The organism is Klebsiella sp. JB_Kp004, assembly GCF_040065795.1.
GTDB classification, from domain to species: domain Bacteria; phylum Pseudomonadota; class Gammaproteobacteria; order Enterobacterales; family Enterobacteriaceae; genus Klebsiella; species Klebsiella quasipneumoniae.
The window spans coordinates 1-17,420 of the sequence record NZ_JBEAKW010000045.1 but is presented as its reverse complement, the minus strand read 5'-3'; the positions used below and the strand labels follow the sequence as shown (position 1 = coordinate 17,420).

General features: G+C 56.1%; 18 protein-coding genes, 1 pseudogene and 1 other annotated feature. Of the genes and pseudogenes, 12 read left to right on the top strand and 7 right to left on the bottom strand.

Annotated features, from left to right (window positions below; all coding sequences use genetic code 11):
* Positions 1–75 precede the first annotated feature (75 nt).
* The 6 genes from rpsP to ABLX76_RS19750 all read left to right on the top strand — a co-directional run bounded on the left by rpsP (position 76) and on the right by ABLX76_RS19750 (position 4,071).
* Positions 76–324 (top strand): 30S ribosomal protein S16, encoded by a 249-nt coding sequence (rpsP, locus tag ABLX76_RS19775; protein ID WP_002914149.1) that lies wholly within the window; start codon positions 76–78, stop codon positions 322–324.
* Between the two features lie 18 nt (positions 325–342).
* Entirely contained in the window at positions 343–891 is a 549-nt protein-coding gene (gene rimM, locus ABLX76_RS19770) for a ribosome maturation factor RimM (protein WP_004150977.1), read from the top strand.
* A 31-nt stretch (positions 892–922) separates the two neighbouring features.
* Positions 923–1,690, top strand: coding sequence for a tRNA (guanosine(37)-N1)-methyltransferase TrmD (gene trmD / locus ABLX76_RS19765; RefSeq protein WP_002914147.1), 768 nt, complete (start codon positions 923–925; stop codon positions 1,688–1,690).
* 39 nt (positions 1,691–1,729) lie between these two features.
* On the top strand, positions 1,730–2,077 hold the full coding sequence (gene rplS, locus ABLX76_RS19760) for a 50S ribosomal protein L19 (protein WP_002914145.1): 348 nt from the start codon (positions 1,730–1,732) through the stop codon (positions 2,075–2,077).
* 119 nt (positions 2,078–2,196) lie between these two features.
* Complete coding sequence (locus tag ABLX76_RS19755; RefSeq protein WP_032453748.1) at positions 2,197–2,655, top strand: DUF2946 domain-containing protein; 459 nt, start codon at positions 2,197–2,199, stop codon at positions 2,653–2,655.
* A 57-nt stretch (positions 2,656–2,712) separates the two neighbouring features.
* Positions 2,713–4,071 carry a PepSY-associated TM helix domain-containing protein gene (locus ABLX76_RS19750; RefSeq protein WP_080901353.1) on the top strand — a complete coding sequence of 453 codons (1,359 nt, stop codon included), beginning with the start codon at positions 2,713–2,715 and terminating at the stop codon, positions 4,069–4,071.
* 8 nt (positions 4,072–4,079) lie between these two features.
* Here ABLX76_RS19750 and ABLX76_RS19745 read toward each other — a convergent pair whose 3' ends face one another.
* The 3 genes and pseudogenes from ABLX76_RS19745 to ABLX76_RS19735 form a co-directional block, all read right to left on the bottom strand.
* On the bottom strand, positions 4,080–4,562 hold the full coding sequence (locus tag ABLX76_RS19745) for an OmpA family protein (RefSeq protein WP_023290687.1): 483 nt from the start codon (positions 4,560–4,562) through the stop codon (positions 4,080–4,082).
* Between the two features lie 13 nt (positions 4,563–4,575).
* Positions 4,576–5,799: pseudogene (dgcN, locus tag ABLX76_RS19740) on the bottom strand (diguanylate cyclase DgcN).
* Positions 5,792–6,301: a YfiR family protein gene (locus ABLX76_RS19735; RefSeq protein WP_023290685.1), complete on the bottom strand. Its 510-nt coding sequence runs from the start codon at positions 6,299–6,301 to the stop codon at positions 5,792–5,794. The pseudogene dgcN and the gene ABLX76_RS19735 overlap by 8 nt, the downstream one beginning before the upstream one ends.
* Positions 6,302–6,643: 342 nt before the next feature.
* Here ABLX76_RS19735 and aroF point away from each other — a divergent pair, with 342 nt between their 5' ends.
* The 3 genes from aroF (at position 6,644) to ABLX76_RS19720 (ending at position 9,780) form a co-directional block, all read left to right on the top strand.
* Positions 6,644–7,714: a 3-deoxy-7-phosphoheptulonate synthase AroF gene (gene aroF / locus ABLX76_RS19730; RefSeq protein ID WP_023290684.1), complete on the top strand. Its 1,071-nt coding sequence runs from the start codon at positions 6,644–6,646 to the stop codon at positions 7,712–7,714.
* Positions 7,715–7,723: 9 nt separating this feature from the next.
* The gene (tyrA, locus tag ABLX76_RS19725) at positions 7,724–8,845 is read left to right on the top strand and encodes a bifunctional chorismate mutase/prephenate dehydrogenase (RefSeq protein WP_004206843.1); all 1,122 of its coding nucleotides are present in this window, start codon (positions 7,724–7,726) and stop codon (positions 8,843–8,845) included.
* A 62-nt stretch (positions 8,846–8,907) separates the two neighbouring features.
* A complete protein-coding gene (locus tag ABLX76_RS19720; RefSeq protein WP_348875129.1) occupies positions 8,908–9,780 on the top strand; it encodes an SMP-30/gluconolactonase/LRE family protein in 873 nt (290 codons plus the stop codon).
* Here the strand turns inward: ABLX76_RS19720 and pheA are convergent.
* The 4 genes from pheA to bamD all read right to left on the bottom strand — a co-directional run bounded on the left by pheA (position 9,777) and on the right by bamD (position 12,536).
* The gene (gene pheA / locus ABLX76_RS19715) at positions 9,777–10,937 is read right to left on the bottom strand and encodes a bifunctional chorismate mutase/prephenate dehydratase (RefSeq protein ID WP_243806252.1); all 1,161 of its coding nucleotides are present in this window, start codon (positions 10,935–10,937) and stop codon (positions 9,777–9,779) included. The two genes, ABLX76_RS19720 and pheA, sit on opposite strands and share 4 nt — an antisense overlap.
* A 24-nt stretch (positions 10,938–10,961) precedes the next feature.
* Positions 10,962–11,086 (bottom strand) — a sequence feature (Phe leader region).
* Positions 11,038–11,085, bottom strand: a complete 48-nt coding sequence (gene pheL / locus ABLX76_RS19710) for a pheA operon leader peptide PheL (RefSeq protein ID WP_100250063.1) — start codon at positions 11,083–11,085, stop codon at positions 11,038–11,040. It overlaps the preceding feature by 48 nt.
* A 105-nt stretch (positions 11,087–11,191) precedes the next feature.
* The gene (gene raiA, locus ABLX76_RS19705) at positions 11,192–11,527 is read right to left on the bottom strand and encodes a ribosome-associated translation inhibitor RaiA (protein WP_002914111.1); all 336 of its coding nucleotides are present in this window, start codon (positions 11,525–11,527) and stop codon (positions 11,192–11,194) included.
* A 271-nt stretch (positions 11,528–11,798) separates the two neighbouring features.
* Complete coding sequence (bamD, locus tag ABLX76_RS19700; protein ID WP_004145664.1) at positions 11,799–12,536, bottom strand: outer membrane protein assembly factor BamD; 738 nt, start codon at positions 12,534–12,536, stop codon at positions 11,799–11,801.
* 131 nt (positions 12,537–12,667) lie between these two features.
* On the opposite strand from bamD, the gene rluD reads away from it, so the two are divergent.
* The 3 genes from rluD (at position 12,668) to clpB (ending at position 17,078) form a co-directional block, all read left to right on the top strand.
* Positions 12,668–13,648, top strand: a complete 981-nt coding sequence (gene rluD / locus ABLX76_RS19695) for a 23S rRNA pseudouridine(1911/1915/1917) synthase RluD (RefSeq protein ID WP_348875126.1) — start codon at positions 12,668–12,670, stop codon at positions 13,646–13,648.
* A complete protein-coding gene (gene yfiH, locus ABLX76_RS19690; protein WP_023290680.1) occupies positions 13,645–14,376 on the top strand; it encodes a purine nucleoside phosphorylase YfiH in 732 nt (243 codons plus the stop codon). The genes rluD and yfiH overlap by 4 nt, the downstream gene beginning before the upstream one ends.
* A 128-nt stretch (positions 14,377–14,504) precedes the next feature.
* The gene (clpB, locus tag ABLX76_RS19685; RefSeq protein ID WP_004206837.1) at positions 14,505–17,078 is read left to right on the top strand and encodes an ATP-dependent chaperone ClpB; all 2,574 of its coding nucleotides are present in this window, start codon (positions 14,505–14,507) and stop codon (positions 17,076–17,078) included.
* Positions 17,079–17,420: the final 342 nt, after the last annotated feature.

The following is a 17,420-nucleotide window of genomic DNA, read 5'->3' as shown; positions in this document are numbered from 1 at the left end:
TTTCGGGCTTTTAATATGACACCGGGCTCCGTTCCTCGATGGGGCCCGGTTGTTTTATTCACACAAGAGGATGTTATGGTAACTATTCGTTTAGCACGTCACGGCGCTAAAAAGCGTCCGTTCTACCAGGTTGTTGTCACCGACAGCCGTAATGCACGCAACGGTCGCTTCATCGAGCGCGTTGGTTTCTTCAACCCGATCGCTAACGGTGCGGAAGAAGAGACTCGCCTGGATCTGGATCGTATCGCTCACTGGGTTGGCCAGGGCGCTACTGTTTCCGATCGCGTTGCCGCGCTGATCAAAGCCGCTAACAAAGCAGCTTAATCTGTCACGGTGGTCATGATGAGCAAGCAACACACCGCACAAGCACCTGTTGATCCGATCGTATTGGGGAAAATGGGTTCTTCCTACGGTATCCGTGGTTGGCTCAGAGTGTTTTCCTCCACCGAAGACGCCGAAAGCATTTTTGACTATCAGCCCTGGTTAATCCAGAAGGCGGGTCAGTGGCAGGTCGTTGAGCTGGAAAGCTGGCGCCACCACAATCAGGACATCATCATCAAGCTGAAAGGCGTTGACGATCGTGATGCCGCGAATCTACTGACTAATTGCGAAATTATCGTGGATTCATCGCAGTTGCCGGAGCTGGAAGAGGGTGACTACTACTGGAAAGACCTGATGGGCTGCCAGGTAGTGACAACGGAAGGCTATAGCCTCGGTAAAGTCATCGATATGATGGAAACCGGGTCTAATGACGTGCTCGTCATCAAGGCAAACCTGAAAGATGCATTTGGTATCAAGGAGCGGTTGGTTCCGTTCCTCGATGGGCAGGTTATCAAGAAAGTCGATCTCACTACGCGTACTATCGAAGTAGATTGGGATCCTGGTTTTTAAATTCTCCGGATAAACGGTAAAAGACGGCGCTATGTGGATTGGCATAATTAGCCTGTTTCCTGAAATGTTCCGCGCAATTACCGATTACGGGGTAACTGGCCGGGCAGTAAAAAATGGCCTGCTGAGCATCGAAAGCTGGAGTCCTCGCGACTTCACGCATGACCGGCACCGTACCGTGGACGATCGTCCTTACGGCGGCGGACCGGGGATGCTAATGATGGTGCAACCCTTACGGGATGCCATTCATGCAGCAAAAGCCGCGGCAGGTGAAGGCGCGAAGGTGATTTATCTGTCACCTCAGGGACGCAAGCTTGATCAAGCGGGCGTCAGCGAACTGGCAACGAATCAGAAACTGATTCTGGTGTGCGGTCGCTACGAAGGGATAGACGAGCGCGTAATCCAAACCGAAATTGACGAAGAATGGTCAATCGGCGATTACGTTCTCAGCGGTGGTGAGTTACCGGCAATGACGCTGATTGACTCCGTTTCCCGGTTCATTCCGGGGGTACTGGGCCATGAAGCATCAGCAACGGAAGATTCCTTTGCTGATGGGTTGCTGGATTGTCCCCACTATACCCGTCCTGAAGTGTTAGAAGAGATGGAAGTACCGCCAGTATTGCTGTCGGGAAACCATGCTGAGATACGTCGCTGGCGTCTGAAGCAGTCGCTGGGCCGAACCTGGCTTAGAAGACCTGAACTTCTGGAAAACCTGGCTCTGACTGAAGAGCAAGCAAAGCTGCTGGCGGAGTTCAAAACTGAACACGCGCAACAGCAGCATAAACATGATGGGCAGGCGTGAGCCCCCAATATCAGTTTACCCAGGATAAGAGATTAAATTATGAGCAACATTATTAAGCAACTTGAACAAGAACAGATGAAGCAGGACGTACCTTCCTTCCGTCCGGGTGATACCGTGGAAGTGAAAGTATGGGTTGTTGAAGGTTCCAAAAAACGTCTGCAGGCATTCGAGGGCGTGGTTATCGCTATTCGTAACCGCGGTCTGCACTCTGCATTCACTGTTCGCAAAATTTCCAACGGCGAAGGCGTTGAGCGTGTCTTCCAGACTCACTCTCCGGTAGTTGACAGCATTGCTGTTAAACGTCGTGGTGCTGTACGTAAAGCTAAACTGTACTACCTGCGTGAGCGCACTGGTAAGTCTGCTCGTATCAAAGAGCGTCTTAACTAAGATTCGCTTTCGCGACATCCTGACAAAAAGGGCTGGCCTCAGGGCCGGCCCTTTTTTTATCTTTGTTGTAACCATCGTGATGTAAATCATTTACAATACGCCCTCTATTCGGAGGGGCGGTGGTCAGCAACAGTTTTCAGCAAACGACACCTAAACGGCGAGCCGCCTGGCTGGCGCTGTTGGCGATCCTGCTGATCGTCGTGGCTCCCCTAATCTCCGTCTCCCTGCAAAAAGACCCCATGAGCGCCATGCCCGGCATGCACCACGCCATGATGATGGACAGCTCGCCAGCGAGTATGGCGCAGATGCCTGGCCACGAGATGGCGATGACGCATAGCGCAGACGGCGCTACGCATACCGGACACGAACTGCCGCTGGATCATGCTGAAGCATGTGGCTATTGCGTGCTGTTAGCCCATGTCCCGGGTCTGCTTTTCGCGCTGGCGCTGTTCGTCGCCATGCTCCTGCGGCGCATTCGCCTGCCGGCTTCTCGGCCGGTATTAAAACACTGGCGCTACTTTCCCTGGCTTTACCCCGAAACCCGCGCCCCGCCGCGGCTGTCTGCTTTTTCCCTTTAATAAAAATGAATCTGCGCACTGCGCAACGACCTCTTTTTGCTTTGAAAAAGGAAAAGTATGACAACCTGCACCTCGCGCGCGGCATGGCTGAACCTGCTGCGTCGCCTCCATTTCTATATCGGGCTGTTTATCGGACCGTTTATCTTTGTCGCTGCCCTGACCGGCACGCTGTACGTGGCGACGCCGCAGCTGGAAAACTGGCTCTATCACGATGCGCTGTATGGCCTTCCCGAAGGCACCCCGCAGCCGCTCAGCGCCCAGATTGCGGTGGCAGAAGAAGCGACCCAGGGTAATCTGCGGCTGCTGGCGGTACGTCCGGCCCCCGCGGTGGGCGAGACCACCCGCATTATGTTTGCCGATCCGAGTCTCGGGGAGTCGGAATCCCGGGCCATTTTTGTCGATCCGATCGCGCTGCGGGTGAAGGGCGATATGACGGTCTACGGCACCAGCGGCATCCTGCCGCTGCGGCAGTGGATTGACTATGCGCATCGTTCGCTGCTGCTGGGCGACAGCGGGCGGCTCTACAGCGAACTGGCTGCCTCATGGATGTGGGTGGCCGCCCTGGGGGGCATTGCCCTGTGGGCGATGACGCGTCCAAAACGGCGGCTCAATAACGCCCTGCAGAATCATCGTCGGCTGCACGTGACGTTGGGCTGGTGCTTACTGCTGGGCATGCTGCTCTTCTCCGCCACCGGCCTGACCTGGTCGCAATGGGCCGGCGGCAACGTGGATAAAATGCGGGCGGCTTTCGGCTGGTGGACGCCGCAGGTCAATACCCTGCTGCACGGTGAGGCGCCGATGGCGCACGATCCCCATGCCGGGCATCATAGGGAGGCGATGGCCATGACCCAGCATCAGCCAGCGCAGTTTGACCAGGCGCTGGCGGTGGCCCGTCAGGCGGGGCTGAACGCCAGCCGGCTGGAGATCCGTCCGCCGGTGTCAGACGAACGCGCCTGGACGGTGAATGAGATTGACCGCCGCTGGCCGACGCAGGTGGACGCGGTGGCGATCGATGGCGCCACGATGCAGGTGGTGGATCGCACCCATTTTGCCGACTTTCCGCTGATGGCGAAGCTTACCCGCTGGGGCGTCGATTTCCATATGGGGATCCTCTTTGGTCTGGCGAATCAGCTGCTGCTGGTGGGGTTTGGCTGCGCGCTGTGCGTAACCATCGGCGTGGGGTACCGGCTGTGGTGGATACGCCGTCCGCCACAGGCCGTCTGGGATCCGGCGCATTCCCTGCTGCAGGCATGGCTGTCGCTCGCCTGGCCTGCCCGTGGGCTGGTGCTGGGGATAGCGTTAGCCCTGGGGCTGGCCATGCCGTTGATGGGGATCAGCCTGGTGCTGTTCATTGCCGTTGACTACCTGCGCTGGCGCGCGGCAACGGCAATGAGGATAGCGAAGTCCAGCGATTAAGCGGACGTCTACGGCGTGCTGATGACTACCGTGACCCGGCGGTTTTCAGCGCGCCCGGCCGCGGTATCGTTGCTGGCGATCGGGTATTTTTTGCCAAGGCCGCGGGTGACTAAATTACTGCGCGGGATATGGGCGCCTTCCGCCCAGGCATCGGCTACGCTGTTGGCCCGCTTAAGCGACAGGGCTTCGTTATAACTATCCTCACCATAATTATCGGTGTGGCCTTCAAGGCGGCTATGTGTAATCCCGGTTGTCGCCAGCCGCGAGGCCATTTGGGTGATCTGCTGGCGGCTGTCGGGACGTAGTCGGTAGTCATTCTTGTCAAACAGGATGCTATCGGATAAGCCCAGGGACCAATCACCATTGCTTTCAGTGAAGCCATAAGATTTCATCGCCGCCACCTGCTCGGGGGTAAATTTTCCCTGAGGAGCCTGGCAACCTGTCAAAAGCGCCGCCGCCATCAGGGCGGGGGCGAAATATTTCCTGATCATAATGCGTCCTTTATTATTTCAGCATCTGCTGGATACGTTGGTTTTTCATCCGATACATATTCTGATCGGCAAGTTCTTGCAGTGATTCCGCCGTGGCGTGTTCCCACGCCAGGGCATAACCGACGCTCAGCGAGAGTGTGGCGCTATGGCCATTGTGCAGGTTGAATGGCGGAAGAAATTGTTCTGACAGCGCCTGGCACAGGGCCTGGACTTCTGCTTCCGAGCGCACCTCGCGCAGCAGAACGGCAAACTCGTCGCCGCCAAGACGCCACGCCAGATGGCGTTTACCGGCGAAAGTCATCAGGCGGCTGGCGACTTCCATCAGCACTTTATCGCCCGCCGCATGTCCCCAGTTGTCATTGATCAATTTGAAGTTATCGCCATCGAGAAACAGTAACGCTGAGGTCTGGTGATCCACTTCATTTTTCATCAGCTCGGCGAGCGCGTTGCGAAAGGCGGCGCGGTTAGCCAGGCCGGTCAACGGATCGTGTAACGAGCTGCGCAACAGCTGAGCATTTTTGGCCTGCAACTGGCGCTGCCAGTCCTCCATCTCCCCCAGCAGACTGTTAAAGTCCTGGGCAAACAGATGGAACTCCTCGATACGCTCCTCCGGCACCCGCCGGGAGAAGTGGCGGTTTTCGCGAATATCATGCACGACCTCGGTGATGCTCTGCAGGGCGGCGACGATCCCCCGGTGCAGGGAGTGGGTCAGCAGCAGGCCGATGAAGGAGGCGAGCAGAATGCTGCCGGTCAGTACCAGAATCGAGATGCCGAGAAAGTGGCTAATCAGTTCGTCAAGCGCGGTCAGTCGCAGCTCGCCGATTTGTTTCCCCTGGTGCCAGATGGGCTGCACCGTGGGCTCCGGAAACAGCCATTTACTGATAAGGCCGCTCACTTGTTCTTTGTTGGCCAGCGGTTCGTGGCGCCAGGCGGCGAAGTGCTGCTTCTGGCCGTTGAGCACGATCGCCTAGGAAATCTGCCCTTGCTTCCCCAGCGAAGCGAGGGTCTCCTCTGCTGCCGCGCTGTCGCCAAACACCAGGGCGGCTTCGAGGCTGCGGCCCATGGTCGCGGCAGTGAGCTCAAGATTTTTCTGCGCGTACTGCTTGAGCGTGAAAATAGAGGCCGTGCTCAGCAGCAGCCAGACCAGCGTCATGGAGATCACCACGCTTATCACGCTAATGCGACGCAGCGCGCGTTTGAACGTCGGGCGCGATGTCTGTGAAAAGTCCTTATTCATGTGGTTTCTTCCGGGCAAGCATCAGGACGTCCGGGTTAACCCGAACCCCGCTGTGCGTCAGAACGTCCAGATTAACGGAGAAGCGGACCCTGTCGTCGTTGATGATCAGGCAAAACGCGCTACCAATTGAGCAATCCGTATTTTGTTCTGCGATGAGTAACAGCGGCCTCGAGCCATAGCGGCGAGTTAATTCCGACTGTTGGGTCGGCGTTTCGCTGCCAAAATAAAAACCATCGCAGGTCGTTTTTAACGCTTCTTCACTATTACGTACTATCACCGGTTGATAAGGCAATGCATCCGGCGCTTCATGAGCCAGGCTATGGGTGAAGCGTGATGAGGCAAAAATGCATAGCTTTGGCGCCCCTGTTAATGACGGCCAACGGGTGTAGGTCACGATCCCGGAAACAATAGCGCGAACATGTTCTGAAGGTCCGGCAGCAAAAACAGGAGATACCGCGATGAGAAAAAATACAGTCAATAAAAGACGGTGTAATACTGTCATTAACGCTTCCGTCAAATTCGCCATAGCGCGGGAATAGCCGCTGCCGATGCCCGGCGAAGAATACCACTGATAGCAAAACCCGTCATTAGATGCGCCCTTTGCTTTGGGACAAATCTCACCAGGATTTTTCGTAATGCCGATGGCGCTGGCGAGCAATTTTGGCGCAATTTCATTATCTGTAAATATTATTGTACGGTTAATGCCGTGGTAAGGGCCAATTAATTTATCACTGTAAAGTAAAATTTACGGAATATGGATTGAATTCTTTACTTCGTATGGTATCGTTACGTCATGCCCGCTGAGGCAACCCTTATCGCAAACGAGCTACACAGGATCGCAATCATGCAAAAAGACGCGCTGAACAACGTACATATTACCGACGAACATGTATTAATGACCCCGGAGCAACTGAAGGCGGAATTCCCCCTGAGCGTTGAACAGGAAGCGCAGATCGCGCACGCCCGTGAAACCATCTCCAATATCATCGCCGGTCGCGATCCGCGCCTGCTGGTGGTCTGCGGTCCTTGCTCCATTCACGATCCGGAAGCGGCGATCGAATATGCTCGTCGGTTTAAAGCCCTTGCCGCAGAGGTCAGCGATAGCCTCTACCTGGTGATGCGCGTCTATTTTGAAAAACCCCGTACCACCGTCGGCTGGAAGGGGCTGATTAACGATCCGCATATGGATGGTTCGTTTGATGTTGAAGGCGGCCTGAAGATTGCGCGTCGTCTGCTGGTCGAGCTTGTGAATATGGGACTGCCGCTGGCGACGGAAGCGCTGGATCCCAACAGCCCGCAGTACCTTGGGGATCTGTTCAGCTGGTCCGCCATCGGCGCGCGAACCACGGAATCTCAGACGCACCGCGAAATGGCCTCTGGTCTTTCCATGCCGGTAGGCTTTAAAAATGGCACCGACGGTAGCCTGGCCACGGCTATCAACGCCATGCGCGCCGCGGCGATGCCGCACCGCTTCGTCGGTATCAACCAGGCCGGGCAGGTCTGCCTGCTGCAAACGCAGGGTAACCCGAACGGCCATGTGATCCTCCGCGGCGGTAAGGCGCCGAACTACGGTCCGGAAGATGTGGAGAAATGTGAAAAAGAGATGGCGCAGGCGGGACTGAAGCCGTCGCTGATGGTAGATTGCAGTCATGGGAACTCCAATAAAGATTTCCGCCGCCAGCCGGCCGTGGCTGAATCCGTTGTCGCGCAGATCAAAGATGGCAATCGCTCCATTATCGGCCTGATGATCGAGAGTAATATCCACGAGGGCAATCAGTCCTCTGAACAGCCGCGTGAGGCGATGAAATATGGCGTTTCGGTAACGGATGCCTGCATCAGCTGGGAAACCACCGATGCGCTGCTGCGTGAACTGGATAAGGATCTCCGCGGCCACCTGGCGGCCCGTTTGGTGTAAGAGGAAAGTATGGTTGCTGAACTGACCGCGTTACGCGATCAAATTGATGAAGTGGATAAAGCGTTGCTTAGCCTGCTGGCTAAGCGCCTGGAACTGGTGGCCGAAGTCGGCGAGGTGAAGAGCCAGTATGGCCTGCCGATTTACGTCCCGGAACGCGAGGCGGCGATGCTCGCCTCCCGGCGTGAAGAGGCGGCTGCGCTCGGCGTTCCGCCGGATCTGATCGAGGACGTTCTGCGTCGCGTGATGCGGGAATCCTATTCCAGCGAAAACGACAAAGGCTTCAAAACCCTTTACCCGAATCTGCGGCCGGTGGTGATCGTCGGCGGCGGCGGGCAGATGGGGCGTCTGTTTGAGAAGATGTTAACGCTGTCCGGCTACCAGGTGCGCATTCTGGAAAAAGAGGACTGGGCGCGGGCGACGGATATCGTCGCCGATGCCGGTATGGTCATTGTCAGCGTGCCGATTCACACCACCGTGGAGACGATCGCCAGGCTGCCGCCGCTGCCGGCGGATTGCATTCTGGTCGACCTTGCCTCGGTTAAAGCAGAGCCGCTGCAGGCGATGCTGGCGGCGCATCAGGGCCCGGTACTCGGCCTGCACCCGATGTTCGGTCCGGACAGCGGCAGCCTTGCCAAGCAGGTGGTGGTCTATTGCGATGGCCGCCAGCCGGAGGCCTATCAGTGGTTCCTCGAGCAAATTCAGGTCTGGGGCGCGCGCCTGCATCGCATCAGCGCGGTGGAGCACGATCAGAACATGGCCTTTATTCAGGCGCTGCGCCACTTTGCCACCTTCGCCTATGGTCTGCATCTGGCGGAAGAGAATGTGCGCCTTGAGCAGTTGCTGGCGCTCTCGTCACCCATTTACCGGCTGGAGCTGGCGATGGTGGGCCGTCTGTTTGCCCAGGATCCGCAGCTCTACGCCGACATTATTATGTCCTCGGAAAACAACCTGGCGCTGATTAAGCGCTACTACCAGCGGTTTGGCGAGGCGATCGGTCTGCTGGAGCAGGGCGATAAGCAGGCGTTTATCGATAGCTTCCGTAAAGTCGAACACTGGTTTGGCGATTACGCCCAGCGTTTCCAGAGCGAGAGCCGCACGCTGCTGCGTCAGGCGAACGATAATCGGCAGTAAAGCGAAAAAGATGTATACAATAAAGCCAGCGACCGCTGGCTTTTTTTATAGGGATGACAACGATGGCTGAACCACAACCGCTGTTTGACTACACCGGATACCTGCCGGAATGCCCGACCTGGAGTGAGGCAGAGCAGGCCCTCTACTGGGCCGATATCATGGAATGTGAAATTCACCGCTACGATACCCGCAGCGGCGAACACCAGGTGCTGCAGTTTCCGGAGGAGGTCGGCTGTTTTTCCCTGCGCGAGAAGGGCGGTTTTATCGTTGCATTGCGCAGCGGTATCTGGCTGACCGACGCCCACGGTCTGCTGCGGCGGAAAGTCTGCGATAACCCGAGCAACCCGGAACTGGCGCGGTTTAACGACGGCGGGACCGATCGCGACGGGCGCTTTTATGCCGGCACCTTCTGGGGCCCGGGGGATTACAACGGCGCGCTGCTGATGCGGGTCGATAACGACCTGAAGCCGACGGTGATCCAGTGCGACATCCATGGCGCCAACGGTCTGGCGTTTAGCGCCGACCGGCGCTGGATGTATACCTCCGATACGCCTAACGCCGTGATTTACCGTACGCCGCTGGATGAGCAGGGTGAGCCTGGCCGGCGCGAAGTCTTTCGCCGTTTTCTGCCGGGCGAAGGGATCCCGGACGGGGCGGCGATTGACGTGGAGGGATGTTACTGGAGCGCAGTGTTTGACGGCTGGCGGATCGCTCGTTTCTCTCCGCAGGGTGAGGAGCTGGAGTCCTACCCGATGCCGGTACGTTGCCCGACGATGGTCTGCTTTGGCGGGGCGGATATGAAAACGCTCTACATCACCACCACCCGGGAAAACATGGCGGACGATGAGCTGGCGCAGTATCCGCTGTCCGGCGCTATCTTCACCCTGCCGGTGGCGGTGGCAGGGATGAAGAAATTGCCGTTCCGCGAACGCTAAACCGGATCCACCGGCACGACGTTTTCGCTGGGGTAGCAACCGAGAACCTTCATGGAGCGGGTGATCTCCGCCAGCTCCTTCAGCGCCTTGCGCATGGGCAGCGAGTCCAGGTTTGCCTGAATATCGAGATAAAACATCTCTTCCCATGGATTGCCATGGATTGGGCGAGACTCCAGTTTGGTCATGATCAGATTGTGATTGCGCAGCACCAGTAAGGCCTCCACCAGGGCGCCCGCCTGCTGACCGGTCGCCATTAACAGCGTGGTCTTCGCCGGAACCTGATCGGAGACGTTCACCGCTTTGCGCGCCAGAACGAGGAAGCGCGTAATATTCTGCGTCTGGTTGGCCTGGCAGTGCTCCAGCACCTGCAGACCGTACAGGGCGCCGCCCGCTTCGCTGCCCAGTGCCGCGACGGCCGGGGAGTTCGCCTGCGCGACTTTTTCCATCGCCGCTGAGGTGCTCTCGGTATATTCAATCTTCCAGTGCGGGTAGCGACTCAGATACTGGCTACACTGCTGGAACGGCTGTGGATGGCTGTAGACGGTCTGGATTTTATCGGCATCCGTCGAGGAGCTGACCAGTACGCAATGATCGATAGGGATCGTCAGTTCGCCAACGATCGACAGGCTGGTGTGCTGCAGCAGATCGTAGACGTCGTTGATCCCGCCGGAGCTGGTGTTTTCAATCGGCACTACGGCGTAATCGGCCTGACCGGTCTCCACCTGATTAAAAATATCGGCGAACTTCGCGCAGCCGCTTTCAATAAACTGCTCAAAGTGGCGAGCGGCGTACTGACGCGCCGCCAGATGCGAATAAGAGCCTTTGGGACCGAGGAACGCCACGCGAGCCGAATGCGGGTTAATTTTATTCAAATGCTGCTGCAGCAGGGTTTGCTGGGTCAGAACAGAGTCTTCGATAATCAGCTGGAACAGGCGGGTGATGTAGTGTGCATCCAGATTATGACGCTTGCCGAGGGTCATCAGACGCTCCAGCAGATCGCGTTCGCGGTCAATATCACGCACCGGACGATGGGAGGCCAGTTTGGCTTTACCAACCTCAACAGCCAGCCCGCGACGCTCCGCCAGCAGAGCAAGCAGTTTCTCATCCAGCGCGCTTATCTTGTCGCGCAGCGCCAGTAATGGGTTTTCCTCGGTCATAGATGTTGCCTTTGTTGTTATCAAATAAAAAAGGCCCCCCGGGTGGGAGGCCTTATTGTTCGTCTTCGCATTCTTTCTTATACGACGAATTGCCTCCCGGTCAGGGGAAGGTAAAAAAGAATGCGAAGAAGAACGGGACGAGTTTCATGATGAATTCCTTTAAGTAGTGGGGATTACAGTACCTGTACTGTTTTCACTCTGTCAATAAAAAACGCGCCCGAAGGCGCGTGGCATGACACAACTTAAGTTAAGGATTACTCTTCTTCTTCCACAAAGCCTGCCTCTTTCACCGACGTCGCGGCGCGGCGGGCTTCCCCTTTGTGTTGCACTTTATTGAGCTGCCGTTCCAGCTTGTTGATCAATTCGTTAATGGCGGCGTACATATCTTCATGACGCGCACTGGCAACCAGATGGCCGTTTGGCGTGTTGATGGTTGCGTCAGCGATAAAACCCTGCGGCTCCTTAGACAGAATGATGTGCGGGTTAATTAAATGAGTTTGCCACTTATCCAGTTTGGCGAGACGGTCTGCGACATGCTGGCGGATTGCCGGAGTAATTTCCATTTGTTTACTGGTAATGTTCATTGTCATAAATTTTACCTCTTGTCTTTCCCGTCTTGGTGAATCCAGCATACCTTTCCCAATGTCAAAATGTGTGATCTAAATCACATTTTATTGTCACTTTTTGTCAACGAATTCATTTTGTGAGACAGGGCAGGAAGAGATGAGATTTTACTTGTCGAACCCGACAAAGCAGGCCATATTTGATGAGTTAACCCGGCGCTAAACCGCTTCAGCTAGCCAGGATAATGGATAAAAAAACGGCAGCCAGGGGCTGCCGTTTGCGATCTATGAATCAGGCTCAGGTGTTCTTGCTGTTCGCGGCGATAATCTTCGCGACTTTGTCCGCCTGAGCGTTCATCTGCATTTGACGATAGGCGTTTTCCATCTTCGGCAGGGCATCGCGGGTGGCCTGGGTATCCGGATAGTTACGCATCATACCTTCCACGCGGTTAACGACGGCAACCCATGCGCCGCGGTCGGTGTAGTAATCCACCACCGACAGCTCATACTTCGCCAGGCGATCTTTCAGGAACACCATGCGCTTATAGGCGTCAGTGGCATACTGGCTGTTCGGGTAGCCACGTACCAGTTTAGAGAAGTCATTGAAGGCATCGCGCGCGTGCTGCGGATCGCGGTCGGAACGATCGACGCCGAAGAAGCCCTGCAGGGCGCTGTCATCCAGAGCCATGTTGGTCAGGCCGCGCATATAGATGACGTAGTCGATGTTCGGATGGGTGGGGTTCAAGCGCATGAAGCGATCGATGGCGGCCTGAGCAAGCGGCAGATCGGCGTTTTTGTAATACGCATAAATCAGATCCAGCTGTACCTGTTGGGAATAAGGGCCGAATGGATAACGGTTATCCAACGCTTCCAGTTGCGTTATCGCCTGTTTCCAGTTACCGTCCTGCAGTTTTTGCTGGGCGGTCGCGTAGATTTCATTCGGCGGATTATCAGGCACCTCTTCCTTAGAGCCGGAGCAACCCACCAAAGCCAGGCTCAGTGTGGCGGCTGCCACCAGGTATTTCATGCGCGTCATGACGTTTTGACTTCCTCAAAATGTTTATGCGGGAGAATCTCTGTTCCTGCTCCCGATTAAGACCAGCTACAATAGCACACTATATTAAACGGCAAAGCCGTAAAACCCAACGTTAAACGAAGAAGCTGTATATGGCACAACGAGTACAACTCACCGCAACGGTGACCGAAAATCAACTCGGTCAACGCTTAGATCAGGCTTTGGCCGAATTGTTCCCTGATTATTCGCGATCGCGGATAAAAGAATGGATCCTCGACCAACGCGTATTAGTCAATGGCGCCATTGGCGATAAACCGAAAGAAAAAGTGCTGGGGGGAGAACGCATCGCTATCGATGTGGAAATCGAAGAAGAGGCGCGCTTCCAGCCGCAGGATATTCCGCTCAATATCGTTTACGAAGATGACGACATCCTCGTGATCAACAAACCGCGCGATCTGGTTGTACATCCTGGCGCGGGCAACCCCGACGGTACTGTGCTGAATGCGCTGCTGCACTACTATCCGCCTATTGCCGATGTGCCGCGTGCGGGTATCGTCCACCGTCTGGATAAAGACACCACCGGTCTGATGGTGGTGGCGAAAACCATTCCAGCGCAAACCCGGCTGGTGGAGTCGCTGCAGCTGCGCGAGATCACCCGTGAGTACGAAGCGGTGGCGATCGGTCATATGACCGCCGGCGGTACGGTGGAAGAGCCGATCAGCCGTCACCCGACCAAGCGTACCCATATGGCGGTGCACCCTATGGGCAAGCCGGCGGTGACCCACTACCGCATTATGGAACATTTCCGCATTCATACCCGTCTGCGCCTGCGTCTGGAAACCGGGCGTACGCATCAGATCCGCGTGCATATGTCGCATATTACCCATCCGCTGGTAGGCGACCAGGTGTATGGCGGCCGCCCGCGTCCGCCGAAGGGCGCGTCGGAGGAATTCATCACCGCGCTGCGTAAATTCGACCGCCAGGCGCTGCACGCCACCATGCTGCGTCTGTACCATCCGGTTACCGGTATTGAAATGGAGTGGCATGCGCCCATCCCACAAGATATGGTCGAGCTCATCGAGGCGATGCGCGCCGATTTTGAAGCCCATAAGGACGATATTGACTGGTTATGACTAAACTGATTGTACCGCAGTGGCCAATGCCCGGCAGCGTGGCGGCCTGTAGTTCTACCCGCATCGGCGGCGTGAGTCTGCCGCCCTATGACTCGCTCAATCTGGGCGCCCATTGCGGCGACAATCTGCAGCATGTCGAAGAAAACCGGCGGCGGATGTTTGCCGCCGGCGGCTTGCCGTCTTACCCGGTTTGGCTGGAGCAGGTTCATGGTACCGATGTGCTCACGCTGGACGGCGGACCCTATCCGTCGAAACGCGCGGATGCCTCTTACAGCCGTACGCCAGGGACTGTCTGCGCGGTGATGACCGCTGACTGCCTGCCGGTCCTGTTCTGTAACCGCGCCGGTACCGAGGTCGCCGCGGCGCATGCGGGATGGCGCGGCTTATGCGAAGGGGTTCTGGAAGAGACGGTCGCCCGTTTCGCCGATAAAGCCGAAAACATTATGGCGTGGCTGGGGCCCGCCATCGGTCCGCAGGCGTTTGAGGTGGGGCCAGAAGTTCGCGACGCTTTTATGGCGAAGGATGAGAATGCGCACCGTGCTTTTCGTCCGGCAGGCGAAAAATATTTTGCTGATATCTACCAACTGGCTCGGCAGCGTCTGGCAAACGTCGGCGTTGAGCAGATTTTCGGCGGCGATCGCTGCACGCTAAGCGAAAAGGATGATTTTTTCTCTTACCGGCGCGACAAGACCACCGGTCGTATGGCAAGTTTCATTTGGCTGATATAACCTAGAGAATCAAGACGATCCAGAAGGCAAACTTATTTTTCGCATAGTTCAGGTCTTTAACCTTGAATAATTGAGGGATGACCTCATTTAATCTCCAGTAGCAAATTTGACCTGTTATGGGAGGAGTTATGCGTCTGGATCGTCTTACCAATAAATTCCAGCTTGCTCTTGCCGATGCCCAGTCGCTCGCACTCGGGCACGACAACCAATTCATCGAACCTCTTCATTTAATGAGCGCCTTGCTGAATCAGGAAGGGGGATCGGTACGTCCTTTATTAACCTCGGCGGGCGTGAATGCCGGGAAACTGCGCACTGACATCGAACAGGCTCTGAGCCGTTTACCGCAGGTGGAAGGCACCGGCGGCGATGTACAACCTTCTCAGGATTTAGTGCGGATCCTGAACCTTTGCGACAAGCTGGCGCAAAAGAAAAAGGACAATTTTATTTCGTCAGAACTGTTTGTTCTGGCGGCGCTTGAATCACGCGGTACGCTGACCGACCTTTTAAAATCCGCCGGAGCAACAACCGCCAACGTGACCCAGGCGATTGAACAAATGCGCGGAGGTGAAAGCGTGAACGATCAGGGTGCCGAAGACCAACGTCAGGCATTGAAGAAATTTACCGTCGATCTCACCGAGCGTGCCGAACAGGGCAAGCTGGACCCGGTTATCGGCCGTGATGAAGAGATCCGCCGTACCATTCAGGTACTGCAGCGCCGTACCAAAAACAATCCGGTGCTGATTGGTGAACCCGGGGTGGGAAAAACCGCTATCGTCGAAGGCCTGGCGCAGCGTATCGTCAACGGCGAAGTGCCGGAAGGGCTGAAAGGCCGCCGGGTGCTGGCGCTGGATATGGGCGCGCTGGTGGCCGGGGCGAAATACCGCGGTGAGTTTGAAGAGCGTCTGAAAGGCGTGCTGACCGATCTGTCGAAACAGGAAGGCAACGTCATTCTGTTTATCGATGAACTGCATACCATGGTTGGCGCCGGTAAAGCCGATGGCGCGATGGATGCAGGCAACATGCTGAAGCCGGCGCTGGCGCGTGGTGAACTGCACTGCGTCGGGGCGACGACGCTTGACGAATACCGTCAGTACATTGAAAAAGACGCTGCGCTGGAGCGCCGCTTCCAGAAAGTGTTCGTCGCCGAGCCATCGGTAGAAGATACCATCGCTATTCTGCGCGGCCTGAAAGAACGTTATGAACTGCACCACCACGTGCAGATCACTGACCCGGCAATCGTGGCGGCGGCGACCTTGTCGCATCGTTACATTGCCGACCGTCAGCTGCCGGATAAAGCCATCGACCTTATCGATGAGGCGGCGTCCAGCATCCGTATGCAGATCGACTCGAAGCCGGAAGAGCTGGACCGTCTCGATCGCCGTATCATCCAGTTGAAACTGGAGCAGCAGGCGCTGAAGAAAGAGTCTGATGAGGCGAGTCTGAAGCGCCTTGATATGCTCAACGAGGAGCTGGCGGATAAAGAACGGCAGTACTCGGTGCTGGAAGAAGAGTGGAAAGCGGAAAAAGCGTCCCTCTCCGGCACTCAGACCATCAAAGCCGAGCTGGAGCAGGCGAAAATCGCCATCGAACAGGCGCGTCGCGTCGGTGACCTGGCGCGGATGTCTGAGCTGCAGTACGGCAAAATTCCGGAACTGGAGAAACAGCTGGCGGCAGCCACTCAGTCCGAAGGGAAAACCATGCGTCTGCTGCGTAATAAAGTGACGGATGCTGAAATCGCCGAAGTGCTGGCCCGCTGGACCGGTATCCCTGTCTCCCGCATGATGGAAAGCGAGCGTGACAAACTGCTGCGTATGGAGCAGGAACTGCATCATCGGGTAATTGGCCAGGATGAGGCGGTTGAAGCGGTATCTAACGCGATTCGCCGCAGCCGTGCCGGGCTATCCGATCCGAACCGACCGATTGGTTCATTCCTGTTCCTCGGTCCGACTGGGGTCGGTAAAACCGAGCTGTGTAAAACGCTGGCTAACTTTATGTTCGACAGCGACGACGCGATGGTGCGTATCGATATGTCCGAGTTTATGGAGAAACACTCCGTCTCGCGTCTGGTCGGTGCGCCTCCGGGATACGTCGGTTATGAAGAGGGCGGTTACCTGACCGAGGCGGTGCGCCGTCGTCCTTATTCCGTCATCCTGCTGGATGAAGTGGAAAAAGCGCACCCGGATGTGTTCAACATTCTGCTGCAGGTACTCGACGACGGGCGCCTCACCGATGGGCAGGGGAGAACGGTCGACTTCCGTAATACGGTGGTCATCATGACCTCGAACCTCGGTTCCGATCTGATTCAGGAACGGTTCGGCGAGCTGGATTACGGACATATGAAAGACCTGGTGCTGGGAGTGGTCAGCCAGAACTTCCGTCCGGAGTTCATCAACCGTATCGATGAAGTGGTGGTCTTCCATCCGCTGGGTGAGAAACACATTGCTTCTATTGCCCAGATCCAGCTGCAGCGTCTGTATAAACGTCTGGAAGAGCGCGGATATGAAGTGCGGATGTCCGATGAGGCGCTGAAGCTGCTAAGCGCCAACGGGTACGATCCGGTATACGGCGCGCGGCCACTGAAACGCGCTATTCAGCAGCAGATTGAGAACCCGTTAGCCCAGCAGATCCTTTCTGGTGAGCTGATTCCGGGTAAAACCGTCGAGCTGGTAGTGAAAGACGACCGTATCGTGGCAGTGCAGTAAGTCACAAAACGACAAAAACGGGCCCAGCGGGCTCGTTTTTGTTTAAAAACCAGGCAAGAATTAAAGCTCAACACCTGATTTGGTTGAAAAGTGAGCGGTTGAATTCTTTTTTTGAATTTATCCTTGTCACTTCAGAATTACCCCCTATAATGCGCCTCCACTGACACGGAACAACGGCAAGCAAGCCGCCGGGACAGCAGGATTCAACAGCGAAAGCAACGTTGAAAACCGACAGAGAAAAGCAAAATAAGCGCTTGACTCTGAATGAGGAAAACGTATTATACGGGACCTCGCGACAGAGCGCTAAAGCGCGTCGCAACTGCTCTTTAACAATTTATCAGA